Annotated in this window: 19 protein-coding genes; 4 read left to right on the forward strand and 15 right to left on the reverse strand. The window is 69.2% G+C overall.

What is annotated here, in order from left to right:
* Window positions 1–4: 4 nt before the first annotated feature.
* On the reverse strand, window positions 5–1558 hold the full coding sequence (gene purH / locus BJEO58_RS10380) for a bifunctional phosphoribosylaminoimidazolecarboxamide formyltransferase/IMP cyclohydrolase (protein WP_101589398.1): 1554 nt from the start codon (window positions 1556–1558) through the stop codon (window positions 5–7).
* A gap of 44 nt (window positions 1559–1602) precedes the next feature.
* Window positions 1603–2214 (reverse strand): phosphoribosylglycinamide formyltransferase, encoded by a 612-nt coding sequence (gene purN, locus BJEO58_RS10385; protein WP_101589399.1) that lies wholly within the window; start codon window positions 2212–2214, stop codon window positions 1603–1605.
* An 83-nt stretch (window positions 2215–2297) separates the two neighbouring features.
* Between purN and BJEO58_RS10390 the strand changes: the two genes are divergently transcribed.
* Window positions 2298–2825, forward strand: a complete 528-nt coding sequence (locus BJEO58_RS10390; protein WP_144573914.1) for a UbiA prenyltransferase family protein — start codon at window positions 2298–2300, stop codon at window positions 2823–2825.
* Here the strand turns inward: BJEO58_RS10390 and BJEO58_RS10395 are convergent.
* Window positions 2788–4005, reverse strand: a complete 1218-nt coding sequence (locus BJEO58_RS10395; protein ID WP_144573913.1) for a cell division protein PerM — start codon at window positions 4003–4005, stop codon at window positions 2788–2790. The two genes, BJEO58_RS10390 and BJEO58_RS10395, sit on opposite strands and share 38 nt — an antisense overlap.
* 143 nt (window positions 4006–4148) lie before the next feature.
* Between BJEO58_RS10395 and BJEO58_RS10400 the strand changes: the two genes are divergently transcribed.
* The gene (locus tag BJEO58_RS10400) at window positions 4149–5600 is read left to right on the forward strand and encodes a hypothetical protein (protein ID WP_144573912.1); all 1452 of its coding nucleotides are present in this window, start codon (window positions 4149–4151) and stop codon (window positions 5598–5600) included.
* 173 nt (window positions 5601–5773) lie between these two features.
* Here BJEO58_RS10400 and BJEO58_RS10405 read toward each other — a convergent pair whose 3' ends face one another.
* The 10 genes from BJEO58_RS10405 to clpS all read right to left on the reverse strand — a co-directional run bounded on the left by BJEO58_RS10405 (window position 5774) and on the right by clpS (window position 15798).
* Complete coding sequence (locus tag BJEO58_RS10405) at window positions 5774–7204, reverse strand: amidase (RefSeq protein WP_257904208.1); 1431 nt, start codon at window positions 7202–7204, stop codon at window positions 5774–5776.
* 31 nt (window positions 7205–7235) lie between these two features.
* Window positions 7236–8987, reverse strand: coding sequence for a dipeptide ABC transporter ATP-binding protein (locus BJEO58_RS10410; protein ID WP_101589403.1), 1752 nt, complete (start codon window positions 8985–8987; stop codon window positions 7236–7238).
* Window positions 8987–9883 carry an ABC transporter permease gene (locus BJEO58_RS10415; RefSeq protein WP_101589404.1) on the reverse strand — a complete coding sequence of 299 codons (897 nt, stop codon included), beginning with the start codon at window positions 9881–9883 and terminating at the stop codon, window positions 8987–8989. Before BJEO58_RS10415 ends, BJEO58_RS10410 begins: the two co-directional genes overlap by 1 nt.
* Window positions 9880–10824, reverse strand: coding sequence for an ABC transporter permease (locus BJEO58_RS10420; protein ID WP_101589405.1), 945 nt, complete (start codon window positions 10822–10824; stop codon window positions 9880–9882). Before BJEO58_RS10420 ends, BJEO58_RS10415 begins: the two co-directional genes overlap by 4 nt.
* Window positions 10825–10901: 77 nt before the next feature.
* Window positions 10902–12416 carry an ABC transporter substrate-binding protein gene (locus tag BJEO58_RS10425; RefSeq protein WP_101589406.1) on the reverse strand — a complete coding sequence of 505 codons (1515 nt, stop codon included), beginning with the start codon at window positions 12414–12416 and terminating at the stop codon, window positions 10902–10904.
* Between the two features lie 138 nt (window positions 12417–12554).
* Entirely contained in the window at window positions 12555–13157 is a 603-nt protein-coding gene (rdgB, locus tag BJEO58_RS10430; RefSeq protein WP_101589407.1) for an RdgB/HAM1 family non-canonical purine NTP pyrophosphatase, read from the reverse strand.
* Window position 13158: 1 nt separating this feature from the next.
* The gene (gene rph, locus BJEO58_RS10435) at window positions 13159–13911 is read right to left on the reverse strand and encodes a ribonuclease PH (protein ID WP_101589408.1); all 753 of its coding nucleotides are present in this window, start codon (window positions 13909–13911) and stop codon (window positions 13159–13161) included.
* The gene (locus BJEO58_RS10440) at window positions 13908–14762 is read right to left on the reverse strand and encodes an MBL fold metallo-hydrolase (RefSeq protein WP_101589409.1); all 855 of its coding nucleotides are present in this window, start codon (window positions 14760–14762) and stop codon (window positions 13908–13910) included. The genes rph and BJEO58_RS10440 overlap by 4 nt, the downstream gene beginning before the upstream one ends.
* The gene (locus tag BJEO58_RS10445) at window positions 14762–15526 is read right to left on the reverse strand and encodes a DUF2017 domain-containing protein (protein WP_180951910.1); all 765 of its coding nucleotides are present in this window, start codon (window positions 15524–15526) and stop codon (window positions 14762–14764) included. The genes BJEO58_RS10440 and BJEO58_RS10445 overlap by 1 nt, the downstream gene beginning before the upstream one ends.
* On the reverse strand, window positions 15523–15798 hold the full coding sequence (clpS, locus tag BJEO58_RS10450) for an ATP-dependent Clp protease adapter ClpS (RefSeq protein WP_246076166.1): 276 nt from the start codon (window positions 15796–15798) through the stop codon (window positions 15523–15525). The genes BJEO58_RS10445 and clpS overlap by 4 nt, the downstream gene beginning before the upstream one ends.
* A gap of 201 nt (window positions 15799–15999) precedes the next feature.
* Between clpS and BJEO58_RS10455 the strand changes: the two genes are divergently transcribed.
* Complete coding sequence (locus tag BJEO58_RS10455; protein WP_101589412.1) at window positions 16000–17331, forward strand: nicotinate phosphoribosyltransferase; 1332 nt, start codon at window positions 16000–16002, stop codon at window positions 17329–17331.
* A 38-nt stretch (window positions 17332–17369) separates the two neighbouring features.
* Here the strand turns inward: BJEO58_RS10455 and BJEO58_RS10460 are convergent, their stop codons facing one another.
* Together BJEO58_RS10460 and BJEO58_RS10465 are read right to left on the reverse strand one after the other, a co-directional pair.
* On the reverse strand, window positions 17370–19151 hold the full coding sequence (locus BJEO58_RS10460) for a DEAD/DEAH box helicase (RefSeq protein ID WP_101589413.1): 1782 nt from the start codon (window positions 19149–19151) through the stop codon (window positions 17370–17372).
* The gene (locus BJEO58_RS10465; RefSeq protein ID WP_101589429.1) at window positions 19152–19412 is read right to left on the reverse strand and encodes a DUF3039 domain-containing protein; all 261 of its coding nucleotides are present in this window, start codon (window positions 19410–19412) and stop codon (window positions 19152–19154) included.
* On the opposite strand from BJEO58_RS10465, the gene BJEO58_RS10470 reads away from it, so the two are divergent.
* A complete protein-coding gene (locus tag BJEO58_RS10470; protein ID WP_246076158.1) occupies window positions 19411–19938 on the forward strand; it encodes a flavin reductase family protein in 528 nt (175 codons plus the stop codon). The genes BJEO58_RS10465 and BJEO58_RS10470 overlap by 2 nt on opposite strands.
* Window positions 19939–19953: the final 15 nt, after the last annotated feature.

Consider the following 19953-nt stretch of genomic DNA (forward strand, 5'->3'; position numbering starts at 1 on the left):
GTGCTCAGTGAAGGAAATGGCGCGATCCTGTGAAGTACATGGTGACGCCCGCGGCCTCAGCCGCCGCCACCACCTCCTCGTCGCGGATCGATCCGCCCGGCTGGACGATCGCCTTCACCCCGGCGTCGAAGAGCGCCTGTGGTCCGTCCGCGAACGGGAAGAAGGCGTCCGATGCGCACACGGATCCGACTGCGCGCTCCTCCCCCGCCCGCTCGATCGCGAGGCGTGCAGAGTCCACACGGTTCACCTGCCCCATGCCCACACCGACGGCGGCGCCGTCCTTGGCCAGCAGGATCGCGTTCGACTTCACCGACCGGCAGGCACGCCACGCGAACACGAGGTCGCGCATCGACGCCTCGTCTGCAGCGTCACCCGCTGCCAGGGTCCAGCCCGCGGGCTCGTCGCCGTCCGCCTGCAGCAGATCGCGCTCCTGCACGAGCAGGCCACCGCCGATCTGCTTCGTCTCGATCCGCTGCTCCGTGTGGTCGCCCAGCTCGAGCAGGCGGAGGTTCTTCTTCGTCCGCAGCAGCTCGAGGGCATCAGCGGCGAAGGACGGCGCGGCGAGCACCTCGGTGAAGATCGGCTTCACCGACTCCGCCATCGCGAGCGTCACTTCGCGGTTCGCCGCGATGACGCCCCCGTACGCGGACACCGGGTCCGTCGCGTGTGCACGCCTGTGCGCGTCCGCGATGTCATCGCCCACCGCGAGCCCGCACGGGTTCGCGTGCTTGATGATCGCGACCGCCGGATCCGTGAAGTCGTACGCGGCACGGATCGCCGCGTCGATGTCCTGGTAGTTGTTGAAGGACATCTCCTTGCCACCCAGCTGCTCCGCCCCCGCGGCACCGCCGGCACCGGGCACTGCGTAGACCGCCGCACGCTGGTGAGGGTTCTCGCCGTAGCGCAGGTCCGCCGTCTTATGGACTGCGGAACCGACGAAGACCGGCAGCCCGGTGTCCTCCTCGGCGACCTGCTCTGCCATCCAGGACGCCACGGCGACGTCGTAGGCCGCAGTGTGGGCGAACGCGTCGGCCGCCAGTCGCGTGCGGCGCGCCCGGCTGAAGCCCTCGCCGCCGGCCGCCTCGACGACCTCGGCGTAGACGGAGGGGTCTGTGACGACTGCAGCACTCGGGTGGTTCTTCGCCGCCGCCCGGACCATAGACGGACCACCGATGTCGATCTGCTCGACGCAGTCGTCGAACGACGCACCGGATGCGACGGTGTCCGTGAACGGGTACAGGTTGACGACGACCAGGTCGAACGGCTCGATGTCCAGTTCGGCGATCTGCTCGAGGTGCTCGGGCTTCCGGGTGTCTGCGAGGATCCCGGCATGGACGCGCGGGTGCAGGGTCTTCACCCGCCCCTCGAGTGTCTCCGGGAATCCGGTGAGCTCCTCCACGGGGGTGACGGGAACCCCCGCCTGAGCGATGCGTCCTGCCGTCGAGCCGGTCGATACGAGGGTGACGCCGGCGGCGTGGAGCCCCTGCGCGAGGTCCTCCAGTCCGGTCTTGTCGTAGACGCTGATGAGCGCGCGGCGAATGGGTCGGGCTGTCTGCACGTCTCTGGTGCCTCCTGCTCGTGTGGATGGGTTCTGTGGAGCGGTCACGGTGCTGGTGTCCACCCGGTCACGCGTCGGCCCTCGACCGTGAGAGTCCCCTCGGCGAGGAACGCCAGCAGTTCGACGAGCCGGGTCCGCTCGAGAGCACGGATGCGCTCGTGGAGCGATTCCTCGTCGTCCGCGTCCTGCACCGCCACGGGGAACTGCGCGATGATCGGACCTGTATCGACGCCCGCGTCGACGAGGTGGAACGTCGTCCCCGCGACCTTGACGCCGTGGGCCATCGCGTCGCGGACGCCATGGGCACCGGGGAACGAAGGCAGCAGCGCCGGGTGCGTATTGATGATGCGGCCGGCGAAGCGCTCGACGAAAGCATGTCCCAGGATCCGCATGAAACCGGCGGAGATGATCCAGTCGGGGTCGTAGGACGCCGCGGTGTCGGCCAGCACCCGGTTCCAGTCGTCACGCCCGGCATGGTCTGCCGGGGAGACGACGCATGCCTCGACGCCGGCCGACCGCGCGCGGTCGAGGACCCCGGCGGACGGCACATCGGAGCAGACGGCGACGATCTGCACCCCTGCTCCCCCGTCCGCGAAGGCGTCGAGGAGAGCTTGGGTGAGAGTTCCTGAACCGGAGGCGAGAATCACGCAGCGCACGCGGCAAGTCTAGAGGAACCCGGTGGAAGGGGACCGCTCGGGCCGTGCCGCCTCCGTGCGGCCCGTATGCGACACTGTGGGGTGTGAGCAACCCGAGCCCCGTCGACGACAAGACCCGCATCGATCCGCCGCGCGATACTGACGCGACCGGCAAGGGGACGGGCGCGCCCGACGGCGGCTCCGACAAGGATCCGGAGAAGCCCAGCGGCCCGCAGCGCACCGTCGTGAAGTACGGTCTCGCGCTCACCGTGCTGCTCGCCGGTGCGATCCTCTGCTCGATGCTCTCGCTCCCCCTCGTCATCGTGTCGGGCGTTCTCGCACTCGGCGCGATGGTGTGCGCGGTCATCTGCCTCGTCGCAGGCATCCGCGCAGGGCAGGTGGCTCAGGCGATCGTCACCGGGATCATCGGATTCATCGTCGCGGGCTACGTCCTCGTCTCCGCGATCTCCACGGTCTTCATCTGGGACATCCGCGCCGATTTCGAGGCGTGCATGGCCGATTCGATCACCGAGCAGGCGACAGCCGTCTGCCAGAACGACTACAACGAGCAGGTCGGCGACTGGTTCGAACGGCTCACTGGTCAGCCGCTTCCCGGTTCGCAAGCAGACTGAGGCCCCACCCACCGGCAGCACCCGCACCCGCGGCTCCGCCGATGGTGGCGATCGCAGTCGCGAGGGGGACTCCGAACGTCTCCAGCCCCGCGGGCCCGATCGGTCCGGAGGCGAACAGCACGGCCGCAGCTGTGCAGACGAAGCCCAGTCCGACGGTGATGACGACCACGCGCCAGTCCGCCTCTTCCGCCCAGGTGCGTCGTCCCACGGTCGCGACCCCTGCGGCGAGCGGGAGGATGACCAGGACGGACCAGCCCCATGCCGCAGTGTCCGTCGGGACCGCAGCGAGCACCGGCACGGCGGGGACCACAGCGGCCTGCGAGCTGAACGGCGTCGCCAGCGCAGCGGCAGACAGGTGGAGCCCTGCGCCCGACAGCCAGCTCACCGTGATGAGCAGCAGTGTGGGCAGGAAGAGCAGCTGGACGAATGCCAGCCCCCCGGCTGCGAAGGCTGGCCGGGAATACCCGGCCACTGCCGTGGACATGGCGGACCACCCTGTGGCGAGTGCGATGATGAGCACCAGGACGGCCATGGTCGCGAACGCGAGCCCCACACGGCGCAGCACGCGCAGCGCGGATTCGAGAGCGTCCGCCCATTCACCGCCCGCCTTCGTCGCGACGAGGTCGAACAGGGCCTGGGCCCAGCGGCCGGCAGGCGCTCCGCGTCGCTCCGGACCCAGGCACGCGATGAGCACCGGCACCGACACGACCACGAGGAACCGTGCGAATCCCAGCGGCGTCAGCGTGCCCGCCCCCACCAGCAGCCCGGCCAGCAGGAGCACCAGGACGATCGCACCCAGACAGGTGACTATGCCCACGGTCGCCGCATAGCGGGTGGCAGGGAGGACCCCGGCACGGACCAGCTGCTCGTTGGCGGCCAGCGCGCGACGGGTCCGCCTCAGCGCGGAGGTCATGACCCCCATGAGTCCGACGGTGAGCAGTGTCGGTGGGAGGCCGAGGCCGATCGTCAGCTCCCAGCCGGAGGCAGCGCCCAGCACGGTGCCTGCCCATCCGACGACGGAGGACAGCGGCTGCAGCTGGGCGATCGCGACGAACCACGCGGCGAGGGCGACGAGCAGCACGGTGAGGACGAGGACGAGGACGGCCCGGAGCGCCTCGAGGGCGCCGATCACGACCGGGTGTCGGCTGGCGAGCGGGGGAAGTGCGGGGGCCGATGACATCGCCGCCCATTGTGCCCCGAGCGCCGCTCGACAGACGCATTCGACACACCGCCGGGTCATGTCCGGGTGGTACCTTTGAGCGATTGGAGAGCAACGCGTCTCCGTACCATTGTCGTCGATGTCGTGAAGGTGAGTCCCTGGCGATGAGCTCTGGAGATCCGGACCCGCAGATCCCACCCATGCCCGATCGGACCCCGGAGCAGGCGCAGCAGGAGCACCGGTCCGCGCAGTCAGCATGGGCGCCGCCGCAGGACGGAGGCACCGGCCCCGGCTCTGTGCCCGGGGCCGCTCACAGCCCCGCATCGCACGACAGCCCCGAACCGCACGATCCCGCGCACACCGCGGCGCCTCCCGCCGACGGTTCGGGCCCCACGTTCGACGGCGGTGCCGCTGCACAGGCCCCCGGGTCCCAGCCCACCGCACCGCACTCCCCTGCGCCTCAGCCGCCCTATGCGCCCCAGACCAGCGGTGCGCATGGTGCAGGCCCGGCCGGCGAGGTCCCGCAGCCGGCTCCTGCTCCCGGCTATGCGCCCGGCCAGGTGCCGACGACCCGCCGGCAGGAGAGGAAGAAGAGCACGTCGAAGATGCCCCTCATCCTCTCGCTGTCCGCTGTGGGCCTCGTCCTCGTCCTCGTGGTCGTCGGTGCACTGATCGTCATGAACGTCAACCGCAGCCAGTACGGCCCGGAGACGGTCGCTCAGGAATACCTGGACGCGGTCGCAGCGGGCGACCTCGCAGCAGCGCAGGAGATCACGCCTGCGACGGTGCCGAACGGAGCGAACGAAGCCCTCGTCGACCCGGACATCTTCGCCGCCTCGTCCTCAGCCATCGAAGACATCCAGGTGTCCGAGGCGGACATCAACGGGGACACCGCCACGATGACGGCCGCCTACACGATCGACGGGCAGGACTACGAGCTGCCGCTCACTGCCGACAAGTCCGGCCGCCAGGGCGTCTTCTTCGACCAGTGGACTCTGCAGCCGCCAGTCCTGCAGACGCTCTCCGTCGACCTCACCCAGACCGCGGACGCAACGGTGAATGGCGAATCGGTCGATCTTGCGACCGGAGCCACGGAGTACGCGGTCATGCCGGGGGCCTATGAACTCGTCGTCCCGGAGACCACGTACACGGAGGAGGGCTCGTCCGGCATCACGGTGGGCTTCGCCCCGGACGCGGAGCCGCAGCCGGCGACGCTCAACGTGACCATCGATGTGACGGACGCCTACAAGGAAGATGTCACCGAAGCGGTCAACACGATGCTCGACGAGTGCCTGGAGTCCGGCGATCTCGAGACGGAGTGCGGCTTCTTCGACCGCGACTCGTTCGCGAATGCGGATGAGAAGGAGACGTACGACACGCTCCAGACGGACGGCGTCGAGTACGAGATGACGGAGAGGCCCGAGATCGTCGTCACCGACTACGGGGTCCCCGGCACGGGTTCGTTCTACACAGACGATGAGACGCCCGGCGAGGTCGAAGCGGAGGTCGAGGACGAGAACGGCGCCGAATACACGCTGACCTCGGAGCTTCGCCCGTCCGGCACCGTCACCGTCGACGGAGACTCGATCTCCATCTCGTTCCTCTACAACGGCTGACAGCCCGCCGGGGACCGCATCCGGTCCCCCACCGCCGGACGAGCCCCGTGGTCCTCAGGACCACGGGGCTCGTCCGTGTCATTCCGGCGTGTCATTCCGGGGGCGGTCCGCGTCGTTCCTGTGGTGGGCGCCGCGACGAGCGAGCGCCAGCGTGACCGGCGCCCGCGGCAGTCTCAGGCTCCCACGATGCGCACGGGGGCGGGCACCGCGGCGATCTCCTCGATGCGCTCCGACAGGGCCAGCACCCCGGCGTCGTCGAAGCGGCGCCCCGCCACCTGGACGGCGACCGTCCGCCCGTCGGGGGTGAACCCCGCATGCACGCTCGACGCGGGCTGTTCCGACATGTTGTACGGGACCGTGAAACCGATGTGCTGCATCGGCAGCGACGGATCCGTGTAGGGCATCGGCTGTTCGGCGGGGAACGCTGCCATGGGCGCCACCGGTGAGAGCACGAAGTCGTAGTCCACAGTCGCCGCGACCGTCGTGGCCCGCATCCGCTGGATCGAGTGGTAGCAGCGCATGAGTTCGACTGCGGGGACGTCGGCGCCCGCCATGCACCACCGCGCTACGTGCGGCAGGATCCGTCGCTGATCCTCGAGGTCGAGAGCAGAGAAGTCGGCCCACGACCGCACCCGCCAGAACCGATCGACATCGGCGAGCAGACCCTCATCCATGAAGGGGGCGATCTCCACCACCTCGGCTCCGGCGTCGGACAGCGCGTCGGCAGTCGCGCGGACCACGCTCGCCACGTGGGGGTCGGTGCCCTCCCCGCATCCCGCATCCGTGTGCACGCCGATCCGCAGGCCGCGCACGTCGGCGCCCCCGTCGCTCAGCGGTCGTGTGTAGTCACCGGTGTAAGCCGGCAGCGCGGAGAAGTCCCGGGGATCGGAGCGTCCGATCACCTGCATCGCGGCCAGCACGTCCTCCGTGCGGCGGGCGAGCGGCCCGGCGCACCGGCCCAGATACGGCGCATCGAGTGGGACCCTGCCGAAGCTCGGCTTGAGAGTCGCGAGCCCCAGCCAGGTGCCCGGGAGTCGGATCGAACCTCCGATGTCGGATCCGATGTGCACGGGACCGTAGCCTGCGGCGGCCGCAGCACCTGCACCGCTGGACGAGCCTCCGGTGGTGAGCGAGGGGTCCAGCGGCGAGCGCGTGATCCCGTGCCGTGATGACACACCGGACGACAGCATTCCCCAGTCGGGCATCACGGTTGCGCCGACGAGGACCGCGCCGCCTTCGCGCAGACGCGCGGTGATCGGGGCGTCCGCAGTCGCGGTCGGCGGGTCTCCGGCCGCGTGTCCCCCGGGCATCGGGACGCCTTCGACGGCGATGTTCTCCTTGACGGTGACCGGCACGCCGTCCAGCGGCCCGAGAGCCTCACCCGCCTGCCAGCGCTCAGCAGATGCCCGGGCTGCGGCCTGGGCCCTCCCCTGCCGGTCGAGATCCGACCACCAGAGTGCGTTCAGCGTGGGTTCGCAGGCCTCGACGCGCGCCCGCACCGCGTCGAGCACCTCGACCGGGGTGAGATCGCCGGCGCGGAAGCGCTCCGTCATCGCCGCGACGGACAGATCGGCAGGGGTGTCGTGCGGAGCAGTGGGGTTCACCACGGGTCCTCTCGTTCGGGCTCGGCGCGTCTCAGGCGCTGAGCGCTGCGTGGATGGTGGGCGACGCAGCGACGAGCGCCCTCGTGTACTCGTGCGCGGGCTGGTCGTACACCTGGTCGGTGCGTCCCTGTTCGACGATCTCGCCGGACCTCATGACTGCGACGTCCGAGCACAGGTGTCGGACGACCCCCAGGTCGTGTGACACGAAGACGAGCGTCAGGCTGTAGTCGTCGACGAGGTCGGCGAGCAGGTTGAGCACCTGTGCTCGCACAGAGACGTCGAGTGCGGACACCGGTTCGTCCGCGACGAGGATCCGGGGGCGCGTGACGAGAGCACGGGCGATCGAGATCCGCTGGCGCTGGCCGCCGGAGAACTGGTGGGGGAACCGCGTGAGCGCGTCGGGACCGAGGCCCACGGCCTCCACCATCTCCTCAGCCCTGTCGAGCCGCTCGGCCCGGTCCACCTGCATCGAGCGCAGCGGCTCGCCGATGATCTCCGCGACGCTCATCCGCGGGTCGAGCGAGGCGTACGGGTCCTGGAACACGATCTGCAGATCGCGGCGCATCGCGGTGAGACCCGACTGGTCGCCCGGGTCGACGACGACGTCCCCCACCCGGACGGTGCCGGCTGTGGGCGTCTCGAGTCCCGAGAGGATCGACAGGAGCGTCGACTTCCCGGACCCGGATTCTCCGACGATGCCCATCCGCCCGCCCGCGCGCACGGACAGATCGATGCCCTTGAGCGCTTCGACCCGGTGGCTGCGGAAGAGACCGGCCCGGCGGGTGAAGTTCTTGACGACCCCGCTCATCTCGATGAGGTCGACCTCGCCCGAGGCCGTGGCCGACTCCGAAGCGACCGACCCCGAGGGGGCCGGCTCCGAAGCGACCGGCTCCGGAGTGGCCGGCTCCGAGGCGACCGGCACCTCGGCAGCGGTCGCGTGCCGATCGGTTCCGGGATACTGGCCCGCCGTCGCGATCGTGTAGAGGCGGCCGCGCGCATCCGTGGCCGTCAGATCACTCGCCGCCAGCAGGCCGCGGGTGTACTCGTGCTGGGGTGCGGTGAAGATCTCGTCGACCGTTCCGGTCTCCACGACGCGCCCCGCATTCATGACCATGACCCGTTCGCAGACCCGGGCGACGACCGCCAGGTCGTGGGTGATGAAGAGGAGTCCGGCACCGCGTGCTGTGACCTGTTCGTCGATGAGGTCGAGCACCGCGGACTGGACCGTCACGTCCAGCGCCGTCGTCGGCTCGTCGCAGATGAGGAGGTCAGGCGAGTTCGCCAGGGCGATGGCCAGCATGATGCGCTGCCTCTGGCCGCCGGACAGCTGATGCGGGAAGGCTCTCGCTGCCGCCGCGGGGTCCGGCAGATGCACCTGGTCGAGCAGCTCGATAGCGCGCTTCGTGGCAGCGTCCCCCGCAGCCGTCCTGTGCAGACGCATGACCTCTGCGACCTGATCGCCCACCCGCATGAGCGGGTTGAGTGCGCTCATCGGCTCCTGGAAGACCATGCTCATGCGACTGCCGCGCAGACCTGCGACCGCCTTCTCGGAACGGGACAGGAGATTGCCCGACTCCCCCGCGAGTGCGACCTCGCCCTGCGCGGTGAGTTCTGACGGGAGCAGACCCATGATCGCGGACGAGGTGAGGGACTTCCCCGAACCGGACTCGCCGATGAGGCCCACCCGTTCGCCCGGGGCGATCGCGAAGTCCAGCGGGTGGACGAGCGTGCGCGACGCGGTGGAGATCGTGAGGTCACGCACGGTGAGCAGCGGGTCGGTCATCAGCTTCGTCCTCTCAGCGTCGGGTCCAGCCGGTCGCGCAGACCATCACCCAGCAGATTGAAGCCCAGGACCGCGATGGCGATGAAGAGGCCGGGCCAGATCGCCAGCTCCGGTCGCGACCCGAGGAACTGCTGGGATTCCTGGAGCATGCGCCCCCAGGAGGGGGTCGGAGGCTGTGTGCCGAGTCCCAGGAACGACAGGCCGGCTTCGGCCAGGACGGACAGCGCGAAGGTGACGGACGCCTGCACGATGATGAGGCCCGCGATGTTCGGAACGACGTGCTGGATCGCGATCTGCAGCGGCGTGCGGTTCGCTGTGCGCGCTGCCGCGATGTACTCCCGGCCCATGATCTGGAGGGTGCCCGAGCGGGCCACTCGCGCGAACGCGGGGATCGCGGCGATGCCCAGTGCGGCCATCGCGGGGCCGGTGCCCGGCCCGAAGACGGCGGAGAACACGATCGCCAGCAGCAGCGCCGGGAAGGCGAGCAGGAGGTCATTGCCGCGCATGATGAGTCCGGACAGCCAGCGCGCCCGCGTCATGCCCGCGAGCACTCCGAGCGGCACTCCGATGAGCATCGCGATGCCCACGGCGACGATGCCGACGAGCAGGGTCACACGCGCACCCAGCATGATCCAGGTGAGCGTGTCCCTGCCGTAGCGGTCGGTCCCGAAGGGGTGGGCCGCGGACATCCCCTCGAGGCGTCCGGCCGCATCCGGCTGGGTCGGCGGATGAGGGGTCCAGACGAAGGACACGAGCGCCAGGACGACGACGATGCCGACGAGCACGAGCCCGACGACGAACGTGAGCTCTGTGGCGCGGCCGCTGCGTGTCCGCGGGACGTCTGCGGCCGGTGCGCCGGTGGATGCCGTGGAGTCGGGAGGGGCGGGGGTCGTCATGCGGCATTCCTCACACGCGGATCGAGGAGGGTGTACAGGAGGTCGATGATGAGGTTGAGCGCCAGGACGAGGAAGACGAGCACCATGACGATCGCCTGGACTGCGAGCAGATCGCGGTTCTCGACCGCGCGCACCAGCTCCGATCCCATCCCGGGCAGCACGAACACCTGCTCGATGACGACGGCACCGATCAGCAGAGTGGCGAGCTGGACTCCGGCCACGGTCACGACCGGGATGGCCGCATTGCGCAGGCCGTGGACGGCGAGTGCACTCGCAGACGTGCGGCCCTTCGCCCGAGCTGTGCGCAGGTAGTCCTCACGCATGATCTCGAGCACTGCCGAGCGGACGTACCGGGTGAGGATCGCCCCCTGCACGAGCGCCAGCGAGAACACGGGCAGGATCAGGTGCGACAGGAATCCGCCGATTCCGAAGATGGGCGCCTGCCACCCGGACGACGGGAACCAGCCCAGCCCCAGCGAGAAGACCATCACCAGCAGGATGGCGGCGAGGAAGTTCGGGACTGCGACTCCCACCTGGCTCAGCCCGGACAGGACAGCACCGAGACTGCGGCCCCGCAGCAGTGCGGCGAGGGTCCCGAGGGGCACCGCGATGAGGAGCGCGAGCACCATGGCGCTGACGACGAGGATCAGCGTGACCTGGATGCTGTTGAGCACCAGCGGTGTGATGGGGGCGTCTGTGACATAGGAGGTGCCGAAGTCACCCTGCAGCATCCCCGTCACCCAGTCGCCGTATTGGACGATGAGCGGCCGGTCGAGGCCGAATTCCTGCTCGATGCGGGCGACGTCCTCCGCGGTCGCACTCATGCCGGCAGCCACCTGCGCGGCGTTGCCGGGAAGGATCTGCATGAGCGCGAACACTGCGACGGTCGCCGCCCACACGGTCAGCACGAACTGCAGGAGTCTGCTGGCGAGTGCGCGCACGTATCAGTCGTCTTTCCGTATTGCGGTGTCGATGGATCGGTTCGCGAGGCCCCGGATGACCTGCGAGGGGAGGTTCTTCAGCTCCACGCGAGGTCGTAGATCTGGAATGAGTCGGACACCGCGTTGACGGGCAGCCCGGTGACCGTCGCGTCGGCGACGACGAGGTTGGGGAACAGGTACAGGAAGCCTGCGGCCGCGTCGTCCGTGATGGTCCGGGCGACCTCCTTCATCCCCTCTACGTACTCCTCTTCGGTTCCCTCATCCGCTGCGGCTGCGATCTCCTCGATCCCCGACGAGTCATAGCCGGTGTAGTACCCCTCCCCGAACACGGTGAGCAGGTCTCGGGCCTCCACGTGGTTGATGACGGACATGTCGTAGTCATGGTTCGTCATCGTCTCGTCCAGCCACACTGCCGGGAACTCCTGCGTGACGATGTCCGGCTTCAGCCCGATCTCCTCGAGCTGGGCCGCGACCATCTCCGCCGATGCCTGTGCGTACGGACGGCTGGGCACCGTGAAGGTGAACTCCTCACCCTCGATGCCCGCCTCCTCGACGAGCTCCTTCGCCTTCTCCACATCGTGCGGCCACACGTCGGTGAGGTCTTCGTAGTACGGGTCCGTGGGCGGGACCATGCTGCCGATCATCGTGCCGTGCCCGCCCCACGCCGTGTCGAGGACCGCCTGCTCGTCGATGCCGTGGAGCACGGCCTCACGTGCTGTCTGATCCGCGAAGATGCCGTCCGCGTTGTTCATCGACAGCACCACTTCGCCGTTCGTGGTGCCTTCGGCGACCTGCTTGGTGTCATCGGCCTCGAAGTCGGATGTGAGCTCCGGCGTCTGGAGGTTGCCGATCACGTCGATCTGGCCGGACTTCAGTGCGTTCGACGCCGCGACCGCGTCATCGAAGTAGCGGAACGTGACCGTGTCGAGCTCACCCGGGGTCGCGCCCGCGTAGTCGGCGCGCTTCGTGAAGACGATCTGCTGACCGCGGGTGAACTCCTCCACCTCGTACGGGCCGGAGCCGACCGCCGTGTTCGCGAGGTCGTCCACGCCGTCGGGGTGGAAGACGGCGCCCACCAGAGAGGCGAGGTTGAACAGCCAGGTGTTCGACGGGTTCGCGAGCGTGATCTCGACCGTCTGATCGTCGGGGGCCGCGATGGAGTCCACGACATCCATCTTCGCGCCGAGCGCGTTCGTCCAGTCATCGGAGCCGACCCGCTCGTAGGAGAACTTCACGTCGTCCGCGGTGACCGGTTCGCCGTTGGAGAACGTGGCGTTCTCGTCGAGCGTGAACGTATAGGTGAGTCGGTCGTCGCTCAGCTCCCACTCCGTCGCCAGGGCCGGCTGGATCTCGCCGTCCTGGTCGATGCGCACGAGCGACTCGTAGACGTTCTCCATGAGTGCCTGCGGGATCGCGGCGCCGTCGGTCGTCGTGAAGTCGAGGTTCACCGGTTCGGCGGTGTGGGCGACGATGATATCGGTGCGGTCCGCATTCGCCTCACTGCCCGTGCTGCTGTCAGCGCCTGCGCCGCAGCCGGTGATCGTGAGGGCGAGGACCGCGGTGCCGGCGACGGCTGCTGAAAGGCGGGACATCTTTGCTCCTGTCGCTCCCAGAACACACAGTCGTATCCGGGAGAAGTCACTGTCGAGGGCTGCTTCAAGACTGACAGTGTAACGGAGCTCTCATCCCGACCGCCCGCAGTCCGGCATTCGGACCACAGGCTCGAGCGCTCAGGTGATCGCCCCCAGCAGCGCGCGGAAGGCGAGCACACGATGTGAGACGGCGTTCTTCCGGGCCGCCCCCATCTCTGCTGCGGTCAGCGACGAGCCGTCCGGCACGAACAGGGGGTCGTACCCGAACCCCTGGTTCCCCCGCGGCTCGCGCAGCAGGGTTCCGGTGAAGCGGCCCTCGCGGACGACCTCGGTCCCGTCCGGGGTGACGAATGCCGCCGCGCAGACGAATGCGGCTCCGCGATGCTCATCCTTCACGTCGCCCAGCTGTGCGAGCAGCAGCGCGTTGTTCGCGTCATCGTCTCCGTGCACGCCCGACCACCGCGCGGAGAAGATCCCCGGAGCGCCGTGCATGACGTCGACCGCGAGGCCGGAATCGTCGGCGAACGCGGGCAGTCCGGAGTGCGCCGCCGCGGAACGGGCCTTCAGCAGCGCGTTCGCTTCGAAGGTGACCCCGTCCTCGACGACGTCGGGCAGTCCCGCATCAGCGGCGGACAGCACCCGGACCGGGCCCAGTGATTCCGCGAGCAGCGACTCGAGCTCCCGGATCTTGCCCCTGTTCCGGGTGGCGAGGACCGCCTCGGCGAAGGTCGCGCCGCTCATGTCAGGAACCGGACGTGCGCGGCTCGGCGAGCGCTGCGCGCTGCACGTCGGTGAGCGAAGCGCAGCCCACCTGCGCGAGATCGAGCAGGCGGCCCAGCTCGGATCGGTCGAAGGGAGCCGCTTCGGCAGTGCCCTGCACTTCGACGAACGCCCCGGATCCGGTCATGACGACGTTCATGTCCGTGTCCGCCTCGACGTCCTCCTCGTAGGGGAGGTCGAGGACAGGGACCCCGCCCACGATGCCCACGCTCACTGCAGCGATCGAATCCACGATCGGGTCGACGGCGGCAGGGATCCACCCACGGCGACGACCCGTGTCGATCGCGTCGGCGAGCGCGACGTAGGCGCCGGTGATCGCGGCGGTCCGCGTGCCGCCGTCCGCCTGGAGGACGTCGCAGTCGATCTGGAGGGTGTTCTCGCCCAGCTTGCCCATGTCGACGGCGGCACGCAGCGATCGGCCGATGAGTCGGGAGATCTCGTGCGTCCGCCCGCCCACGCGGCCCTTGACCGACTCGCGCGAGCTGCGGGTGTGGGTGGCGCGGGGCAGCATCGCGTACTCGCCGGTGACCCAGCCGCGGCCCTGTCCCCTCATCCAGCGCGGCACGCCCTCCGACAGCGAGGCCGCGCAGAGCACGCGGGTGCGGCCGAACTCGACCAGCACGCTGCCTTCGGCGTGATCCAGCCAGTCGCGGGTGATCCGCACCTCGCGCAGCTGGTCGGGCGCACGTCCATCGAACCGGGCGGTCTGATTCACTGTGAGGTCCTTTCGGGAGGGATGTCCCACACATCGCCGGGACGGGCGATGTCGAGGGGGCCGGAGTACACGGACTCCGCTTCTGCACGGACGACGTGAGCACGCGTCCAGGGTGGGATGTGGGTGAGGACGAGGTGGCGGACGGCTGCGCGCGCAGCGGTCTCGCCTGCACGCAGTCCGGTGAGGTGCACGTCGCGGGCGGGGTCCCGGCCCTCCTCGAACGCGGCCTCGCAGAGGAAGAGATCGGCGTCCGCGGCGGCGCGGTCGAGTCCGTCGCACGCGTCGGTGTCACCGGAGTAGACGAGGACTCCTCCGTCCGGTGCGGTGACCCGCAGCGCATAGCACTCGACGGGATGACGGACCAGGAACGGTTCGAACAGCGCCCCGCCGATCATGAAGGGCTCACCGTCGCGGATGGCGCGGAACGCGAAGGCGGCCCCGAGGTCGGTGGGGTGGGCCCGATCGCCGTCGGGGCTGAGACCCGGGTCCGTGTGGTGTGCCCGCGTCAGGCGCTCCTGCGTGCCCGCAGGCCCCCAGACATCGAGCGGCGCCGTCGCGATCACCGGAGCGGAGGTGGAGTCCGGTGGCGCGTGGAACACAGCGGGGTCGTAGACGCGGCGCACGAACAGACCGGCCATGTCCAGGCAGTGGTCCGGGTGCAGGTGCGACAGCACGACTGCGTCGAGCTCGAGCGCATCGATGTGCGACTGGAGTGCTCCCAGTGCGCCGGACCCGAGGTCGAGCACGACCTTCCACACACGCGCGCCGTCCTCCCACGTGAGGAGGTAGCAGCTGGCCGCGTTCCCCGCGCCCGGGAACGAACCGGAGGTACCGACTGCGGTGAGCCGCATCAGCGGTCCTCCTCTTCGTCGTCGGGCTGGGCGTCGTCAGGCGGGACGTCGTCAGGCGGGACGTCGTCAGGCGGGCCATCCCGCTGGTCATCATCAGGTTCATCGTCACCAGGCTCGTCATCGTCCGGCTCGTCATCGAGCCAGTCGTCGTCGAAGAGGTCGGTGAGGTCCTCGTCGATCCCGTCGTCGGGATGGGAGGGCAGCCCCTCGAGCATGAACTGGGTGATGTGCTCGTGCAGCCAGGTGGTGAGTTCGTAGAGGCTCAGGACCGCCTCGCCCGTCTCGCCGACGTCCGTCGCTTCGTCCATCAGGCGCTCCACGTCCTCGTCCTGCGTGATGTCGAGGCGGGAGGCGAGGACCAGCCGCACGTCAGTCAGTGCCCGCATCCACGCTCGTGCCGCGTCCGCGTCCAGTGCGACCGGGCCGGGATGCTGGCCCAGGCTGTGCAGTGCGATGCGGATGCTGTGCAGCTTCGACTCGCGCAGGTCGCGCTCCGTGAGGCGCCGGAACTCCGCCGACCGGTCCGGGTCCGTGGAGTCGACGTCCGGCAGGAGGCGCAGCAGGGCGGGGTCGCCCGGGCGGGTGACCTCCTGGTCGGGATCGAGGTGGCCCACGAGCCTCTCGAAGGGATCCGCATCCGGTTCGGGGAGGTCGGCTGACAGCAGCTGGGACACGTCGGACAGCAGAGCGGCGATGATCGACTGCTCGGCATCCTCCATCTGGAGGATGACATGCTCGCCCGTGTGGTCGGGCAGGATCCTCACGTCTGGCCACCCCCGTCGTCGGCAGGACGGCATTCGGCCCACAGGCCGTAGCTGTGCATCGCCTGGACGTCGGTCTCCATCTGTTCGCGCGTGCCCGTCGACACCCGGCTGCGACCCCGCTCGTGCACTTCGAGCATGAGCTTCCTGGCCTTCGCACGGGGGTAGCCGAAGTACTCCCGGAAGACGAACTCGACGTAGCTCATGAGGTTGACCGGGTCGTTGAGGACCAGCGTCGTCCACGGCAGGTCCCGCGCCGGCGCGGGCGCGCTCAATGCGTCCGGCTCCGCGACTGCGGTCGCCCCTTCCTGGTCTGCCACGCCCCTACCCTAACCGTGATGACCGCTGCGAGGCTCTCCATCCGCAGTCATGGGATCCGCCTCACACGGGGCGGGTCGCACCGGGGCACCGCTGTGCCCGCCGCTCATCGATCTTGTCTCACTGCGGTGGACCCTGATGTGCTCTAGGATCCAGTCATGGGCGAACTCGCGGCGAGGCTCGGTTCGAGCGCACTCCTCACCGATATGTACGAACTGACGATGCTGCAGGCCGGGCTCCGGTCCGGCGCGGCCCATCGTCGCAGCATCTTCGAGACCTTCGGCAGACGCCTGCCTGTGGGCCGAAGGTACGGCGTCGTCGCCGGAACCGGTCGCGCGCTCGAGCACCTCGCGGACTTCCGCTTCACCGATGCCCAGCTGCAGTGGCTTCAGAGCGGATCGATCGTCGATGAGGACACGCTCGACTACCTGCGCGACTTCCGCTTCACCGGCACGGTCCGGGGCTACGCCGAGGGCGAGGTGTACTTCCCCGGCTCCCCCATCCTCACGGTGGAGGGGACGTTCGGCGAGGCCGTCGTCCTCGAGACCCTCATCCTGTCGGTCCTCAACCACGACACGGCGGTCGCCTCGGCGGCCTCACGGATGACCAATGCCGCCGGAGGACGTCCGCTGTCGGAGATGGGGTCCCGACGCACGCACGAGCGCTCCGCTGTGGCCGCGGCACGGGCGGCCGCCGTCGCGGGGTTCTCCGCGACCTCGAACCTCGAGGCGGGGATGGCCTACGGGATCCCCACCCTCGGAACCTCAGCCCATTCCTTCACCCTCATCCACGATACGGAGCGCGAAGCCTTCGCCGCGCAGATCGCATCGCTCGGCGCGGACACGACGATCCTCCTCGACACGTACGACGTGGACGAAGCGCTGGAGACCGCGATCGCGGTCGCGGGCACGGAGCTGGGCGGAGTGCGACTCGATTCAGGAGACCTGGCGATCCAGGCGTCCGAGGTCCGGGCGAAGCTCGATGCGCTCGGAGCCCGGGACACCACCATCACCGTGACCAGCGACCTCGACGAGTACGCGATCGCAGCACTGACAGCCGCTCCCGTGGACTCCTACGGTGTCGGGACGCGGGTGGTCACAGGCTCCGGCTTCCCCACTGCCAACCTCGTCTACAAGCTCGTCGCACACACCGATGCTCCGGGTGGCCGCGGCGAGTGGACCGCCGTCGCGAAGAAGGCGAACGGCAAGAGCAGCCGAGGCGGCCGCAAGCAGGCGGTCCGTGTCTTCGACGGGCCGATCGCCACGGAAGAGGCGATCGGCATCCCCCGCATCCCCACCGACCTCGCCGACGGCCGGCACCTGCTCGTCGACCTCGTCGTCGACGGGGTCGTGAACGACTCGTGCACCGGCAGGGAGGGAGTGCGGCGGGCCCGCGCACGGCACGCGGAGTCCATCGCAGAGCTCCCCCGCACCGCGAGGCGCCTCCAAGACGGAGAGCCCGCCATCCCCACCGTCTACTACGAGGACTGACGCCCTGGAGCTTACGAGGACTGAATTCCCCGGAGCTCTCAGCGGCGTCCGACGAACCAGGCCTCGAGCTTCGTGATCCGGTCCCGGACCTGTTCGCGCGTCGCGTCGGCGACTGCCGGTCCCCCGCACGCCTTGCGCAGGTCGACGTGGACCGTGGCATGCGGCTTGCCTGTGCGTCGCGCCCAGGCGCCCACGAGCGTCTGCAGCCTGTTGCGGTCCTCCTTCAGCGCGCGATGCTCGAACTCGTCGGTCGCCGGCTGCGGCTCCTCGACCGCCACGTGTGAGCGGCGGGTCTGCTGGTCGGCCTGGTGCTTCCGCAGCAGCTCCGTCACCTGGTCGGGCTCGAGCAGGCCGGGGATGCCGATGAAGTCCAGTTCGTCCGCGGACCCGACTGCTCCGCCCGCGCCGAACTCGCCGCCGTCGAAGAGCACCTTGTCGAAGCTCGCCTGTGCATCCAGCGCCTCGAACGAACCCAGGAGGTCGTCACTGGCCGATTCGGCGCGGTTCGCCTCAGCGAGGGCCTCGTCGTCGAAGGTGACCAGCCCGTCGTCGTCGGGGTTCGACTTCCGGTCCAGTGCGTGGTCGCGTTCGGCTTCGAGCGAGTTCGCGAGGGCCATGAGGATCGGAACGCTCGGCAGGAAGATCGATGCCGTCTCGCCCCTCCGTCGCGCACGCACGAAGCGACCGATCGCCTGGGCGAAGAACAGCGGTGTCGCCGAGGACGTCGCATACACACCCACCGCCAGCCGCGGGACGTCCACACCTTCGGACACCATCCGCACTGCGACCATCCAGCGCCGATCGGAGTTCTGGAACTCCTCAATCCGCGAAGACGCACCGGATTCGTCGGAGAGGACGACGGTGACCTGCTCTCCGCAGATCTCACTCAGCTGCTTCGCGTAGGCGCGCGCCACGGTCTGATCCGTGGCGATGACGAGACCTCCGGCATCCGGCACCGTGTGTCGGACTTCGGAGAGTCTGCGATCGGCAGCACGAAGGACTGCCGGGATCCATTCGCCGTTCGGATCCAGCGCTGTTCGCCACGCCTGGGAGTGGATGTCCTTCGTCGCCTCCGCTCCCAGGACTGCGGACATCTCATCGCCCGCCTTCGTCCGCCACCGCATCTCGCCTGCATAGGCGAGGAAGAGCACAGGGCGCACGACGCCGTCCTGCAGTGCCTGCGAATAGCCGTATGTGTAGTCCGAGCGCGACGTGCGGATGCCCTCGTCGTCCGGCTCGTACTCGACGAACGGGATGGCAGCGGTGTCGGAGCGGAACGGGGTGCCGGTGAGCGAGAGCCGTCGCCTGGCAGGCTCGAACGCCTCGCGGATCGCATCGCCCCACGACAGACTGTCGCCCGCGTGGTGGACCTCATCGAGGACGACGAGCGTCCGCGCTGCCGCGGTCCTGTTGTGGTGCAGCACCGGCTTCGCCGCCACCTGGGCGTATGTCACGGCCACGCCGTGGAAGCCCGGCGCATGCCGTCCCTGCGAGTTCTTGAACTGAGGATCCAGCCGGATCCCCACACGTGCGGCTGCGTCCGCCCACTGCACCTTGAGGTGCTCGGTCGGAGCGACGACGGTGACCCGATCGACGACGCGCTTGGCCAGCAGCTCCGCCGCGAGCCTCAGCGCGAACGTCGTCTTGCCTGCACCGGGGGTCGCGACCGCGAGGAAATCGCGCGGCTGCTTGTCGAAGTACTCTTCCAGCGCCTCCGCCTGCCATGCACGCAGCTTTCCCGCTGTTCCCCAGGCAGCGCGTTCGGGGAATGCGGGTGGAAGCTGTTCGGCGGCGTGAGTGCCGGGAACTCTGCTCGTCACTTACTCCTGCGGACCTTCGGGCATCGTTTCGAAGATCTCCTTGCACTTGGGACACACCGGGAACCGCTCGGGGTCCCGAGTCGGAGTCCACACTTTGCCGCAGAGAGCGACGACAGGAGTGCCGTTCACCATGGCCTCCATGATCTTGGCCTTGGGCGCATAGTGCGAGAACCGCTCGTGGTCACCGGGCTCGACGGACTGTTCCTGCTCGAGCCGATCAAGCGTGGCCGACCCTCCGCCGGCGGGATATGTTTCAGACATGGCACCCATTCTAGGACCGCACACGGACATGTCCGACTCAGCCTTCGTCGACGCCTACCAGAGCACGGCACAAGACTTCCCCCGCCCGGTCGCCGTCGTCGGGTGCCGGCGCGGAAACGCACAGCACGCGATCACCGTCGACTCATTCCTCGATGTGTCATACGACCCCCCGACCATGGCGGTGTCCGTCTACGGCGGGTCGCGGATGGCCGAGTCCCTCGAGCTCACCGACTCGTGCACTCTGAGTGTGCTCTCAGCAGAGCAGAAGGGGATCGCCCAGTGGCTCGGTGAGCCTGCTCAGCCCCTGCACGGGATCCTCGACAGCATCGACACGGTCGATGCCCCCTCCGGAGGCCCCATCATCGCCGGCTGCGTCGCCTGGTTCGACCTGCGGATCGTTCAGAGAGTCGCGGCTGCGACACATGACCTGCTGATCGGCCGGGTGGAAGCATGCAGCACGGAGGGCACCCCTCCCCCGCCCCTCGTGCACTGGGCAGGCCGGTACCACCGTCCTGCCCCCCGCTGACGGACCGAACAGATC

Origin of the sequence: Brevibacterium jeotgali, from assembly GCF_900169175.1 — a bacterium.
GTDB lineage: Bacteria > Actinomycetota > Actinomycetes > Actinomycetales > Brevibacteriaceae > Brevibacterium > Brevibacterium jeotgali.

Excerpts from the sequence above, each read along its gene's own strand:
- BJEO58_RS10395 (WP_144573913.1), bottom strand. The coding sequence starts at position 4,005 with ATGTCATCGGCCCCCGCACTTCCCCCGCTCGCCAGCCGACACCCGGTC.
- BJEO58_RS10400 (WP_144573912.1), top strand. The coding sequence starts at position 4,149 with ATGAGCTCTGGAGATCCGGACCCGCAGATCCCACCCATGCCCGATCGG.
- BJEO58_RS10415 (WP_101589404.1), bottom strand. The coding sequence starts at position 9,883 with ATGACGACCCCCGCCCCTCCCGACTCCACGGCATCCACCGGCGCACCG.
- BJEO58_RS10410 (WP_101589403.1), bottom strand. The coding sequence starts at position 8,987 with ATGACCGACCCGCTGCTCACCGTGCGTGACCTCACGATCTCCACCGCG.
- BJEO58_RS10465 (WP_101589429.1), bottom strand. The coding sequence starts at position 19,412 with ATGTCTGAAACATATCCCGCCGGCGGAGGGTCGGCCACGCTTGATCGG.
- BJEO58_RS10470 (WP_246076158.1), top strand. The coding sequence starts at position 19,411 with ATGGCACCCATTCTAGGACCGCACACGGACATGTCCGACTCAGCCTTC.
- BJEO58_RS10455 (WP_101589412.1), top strand. The coding sequence starts at position 16,000 with ATGGGCGAACTCGCGGCGAGGCTCGGTTCGAGCGCACTCCTCACCGAT.
- rdgB (WP_101589407.1), bottom strand. The coding sequence starts at position 13,157 with ATGAGCGGCGCGACCTTCGCCGAGGCGGTCCTCGCCACCCGGAACAGG.
- BJEO58_RS10425 (WP_101589406.1), bottom strand. The coding sequence starts at position 12,416 with ATGTCCCGCCTTTCAGCAGCCGTCGCCGGCACCGCGGTCCTCGCCCTC.
- BJEO58_RS10440 (WP_101589409.1), bottom strand. The coding sequence starts at position 14,762 with ATGCGGCTCACCGCAGTCGGTACCTCCGGTTCGTTCCCGGGCGCGGGG.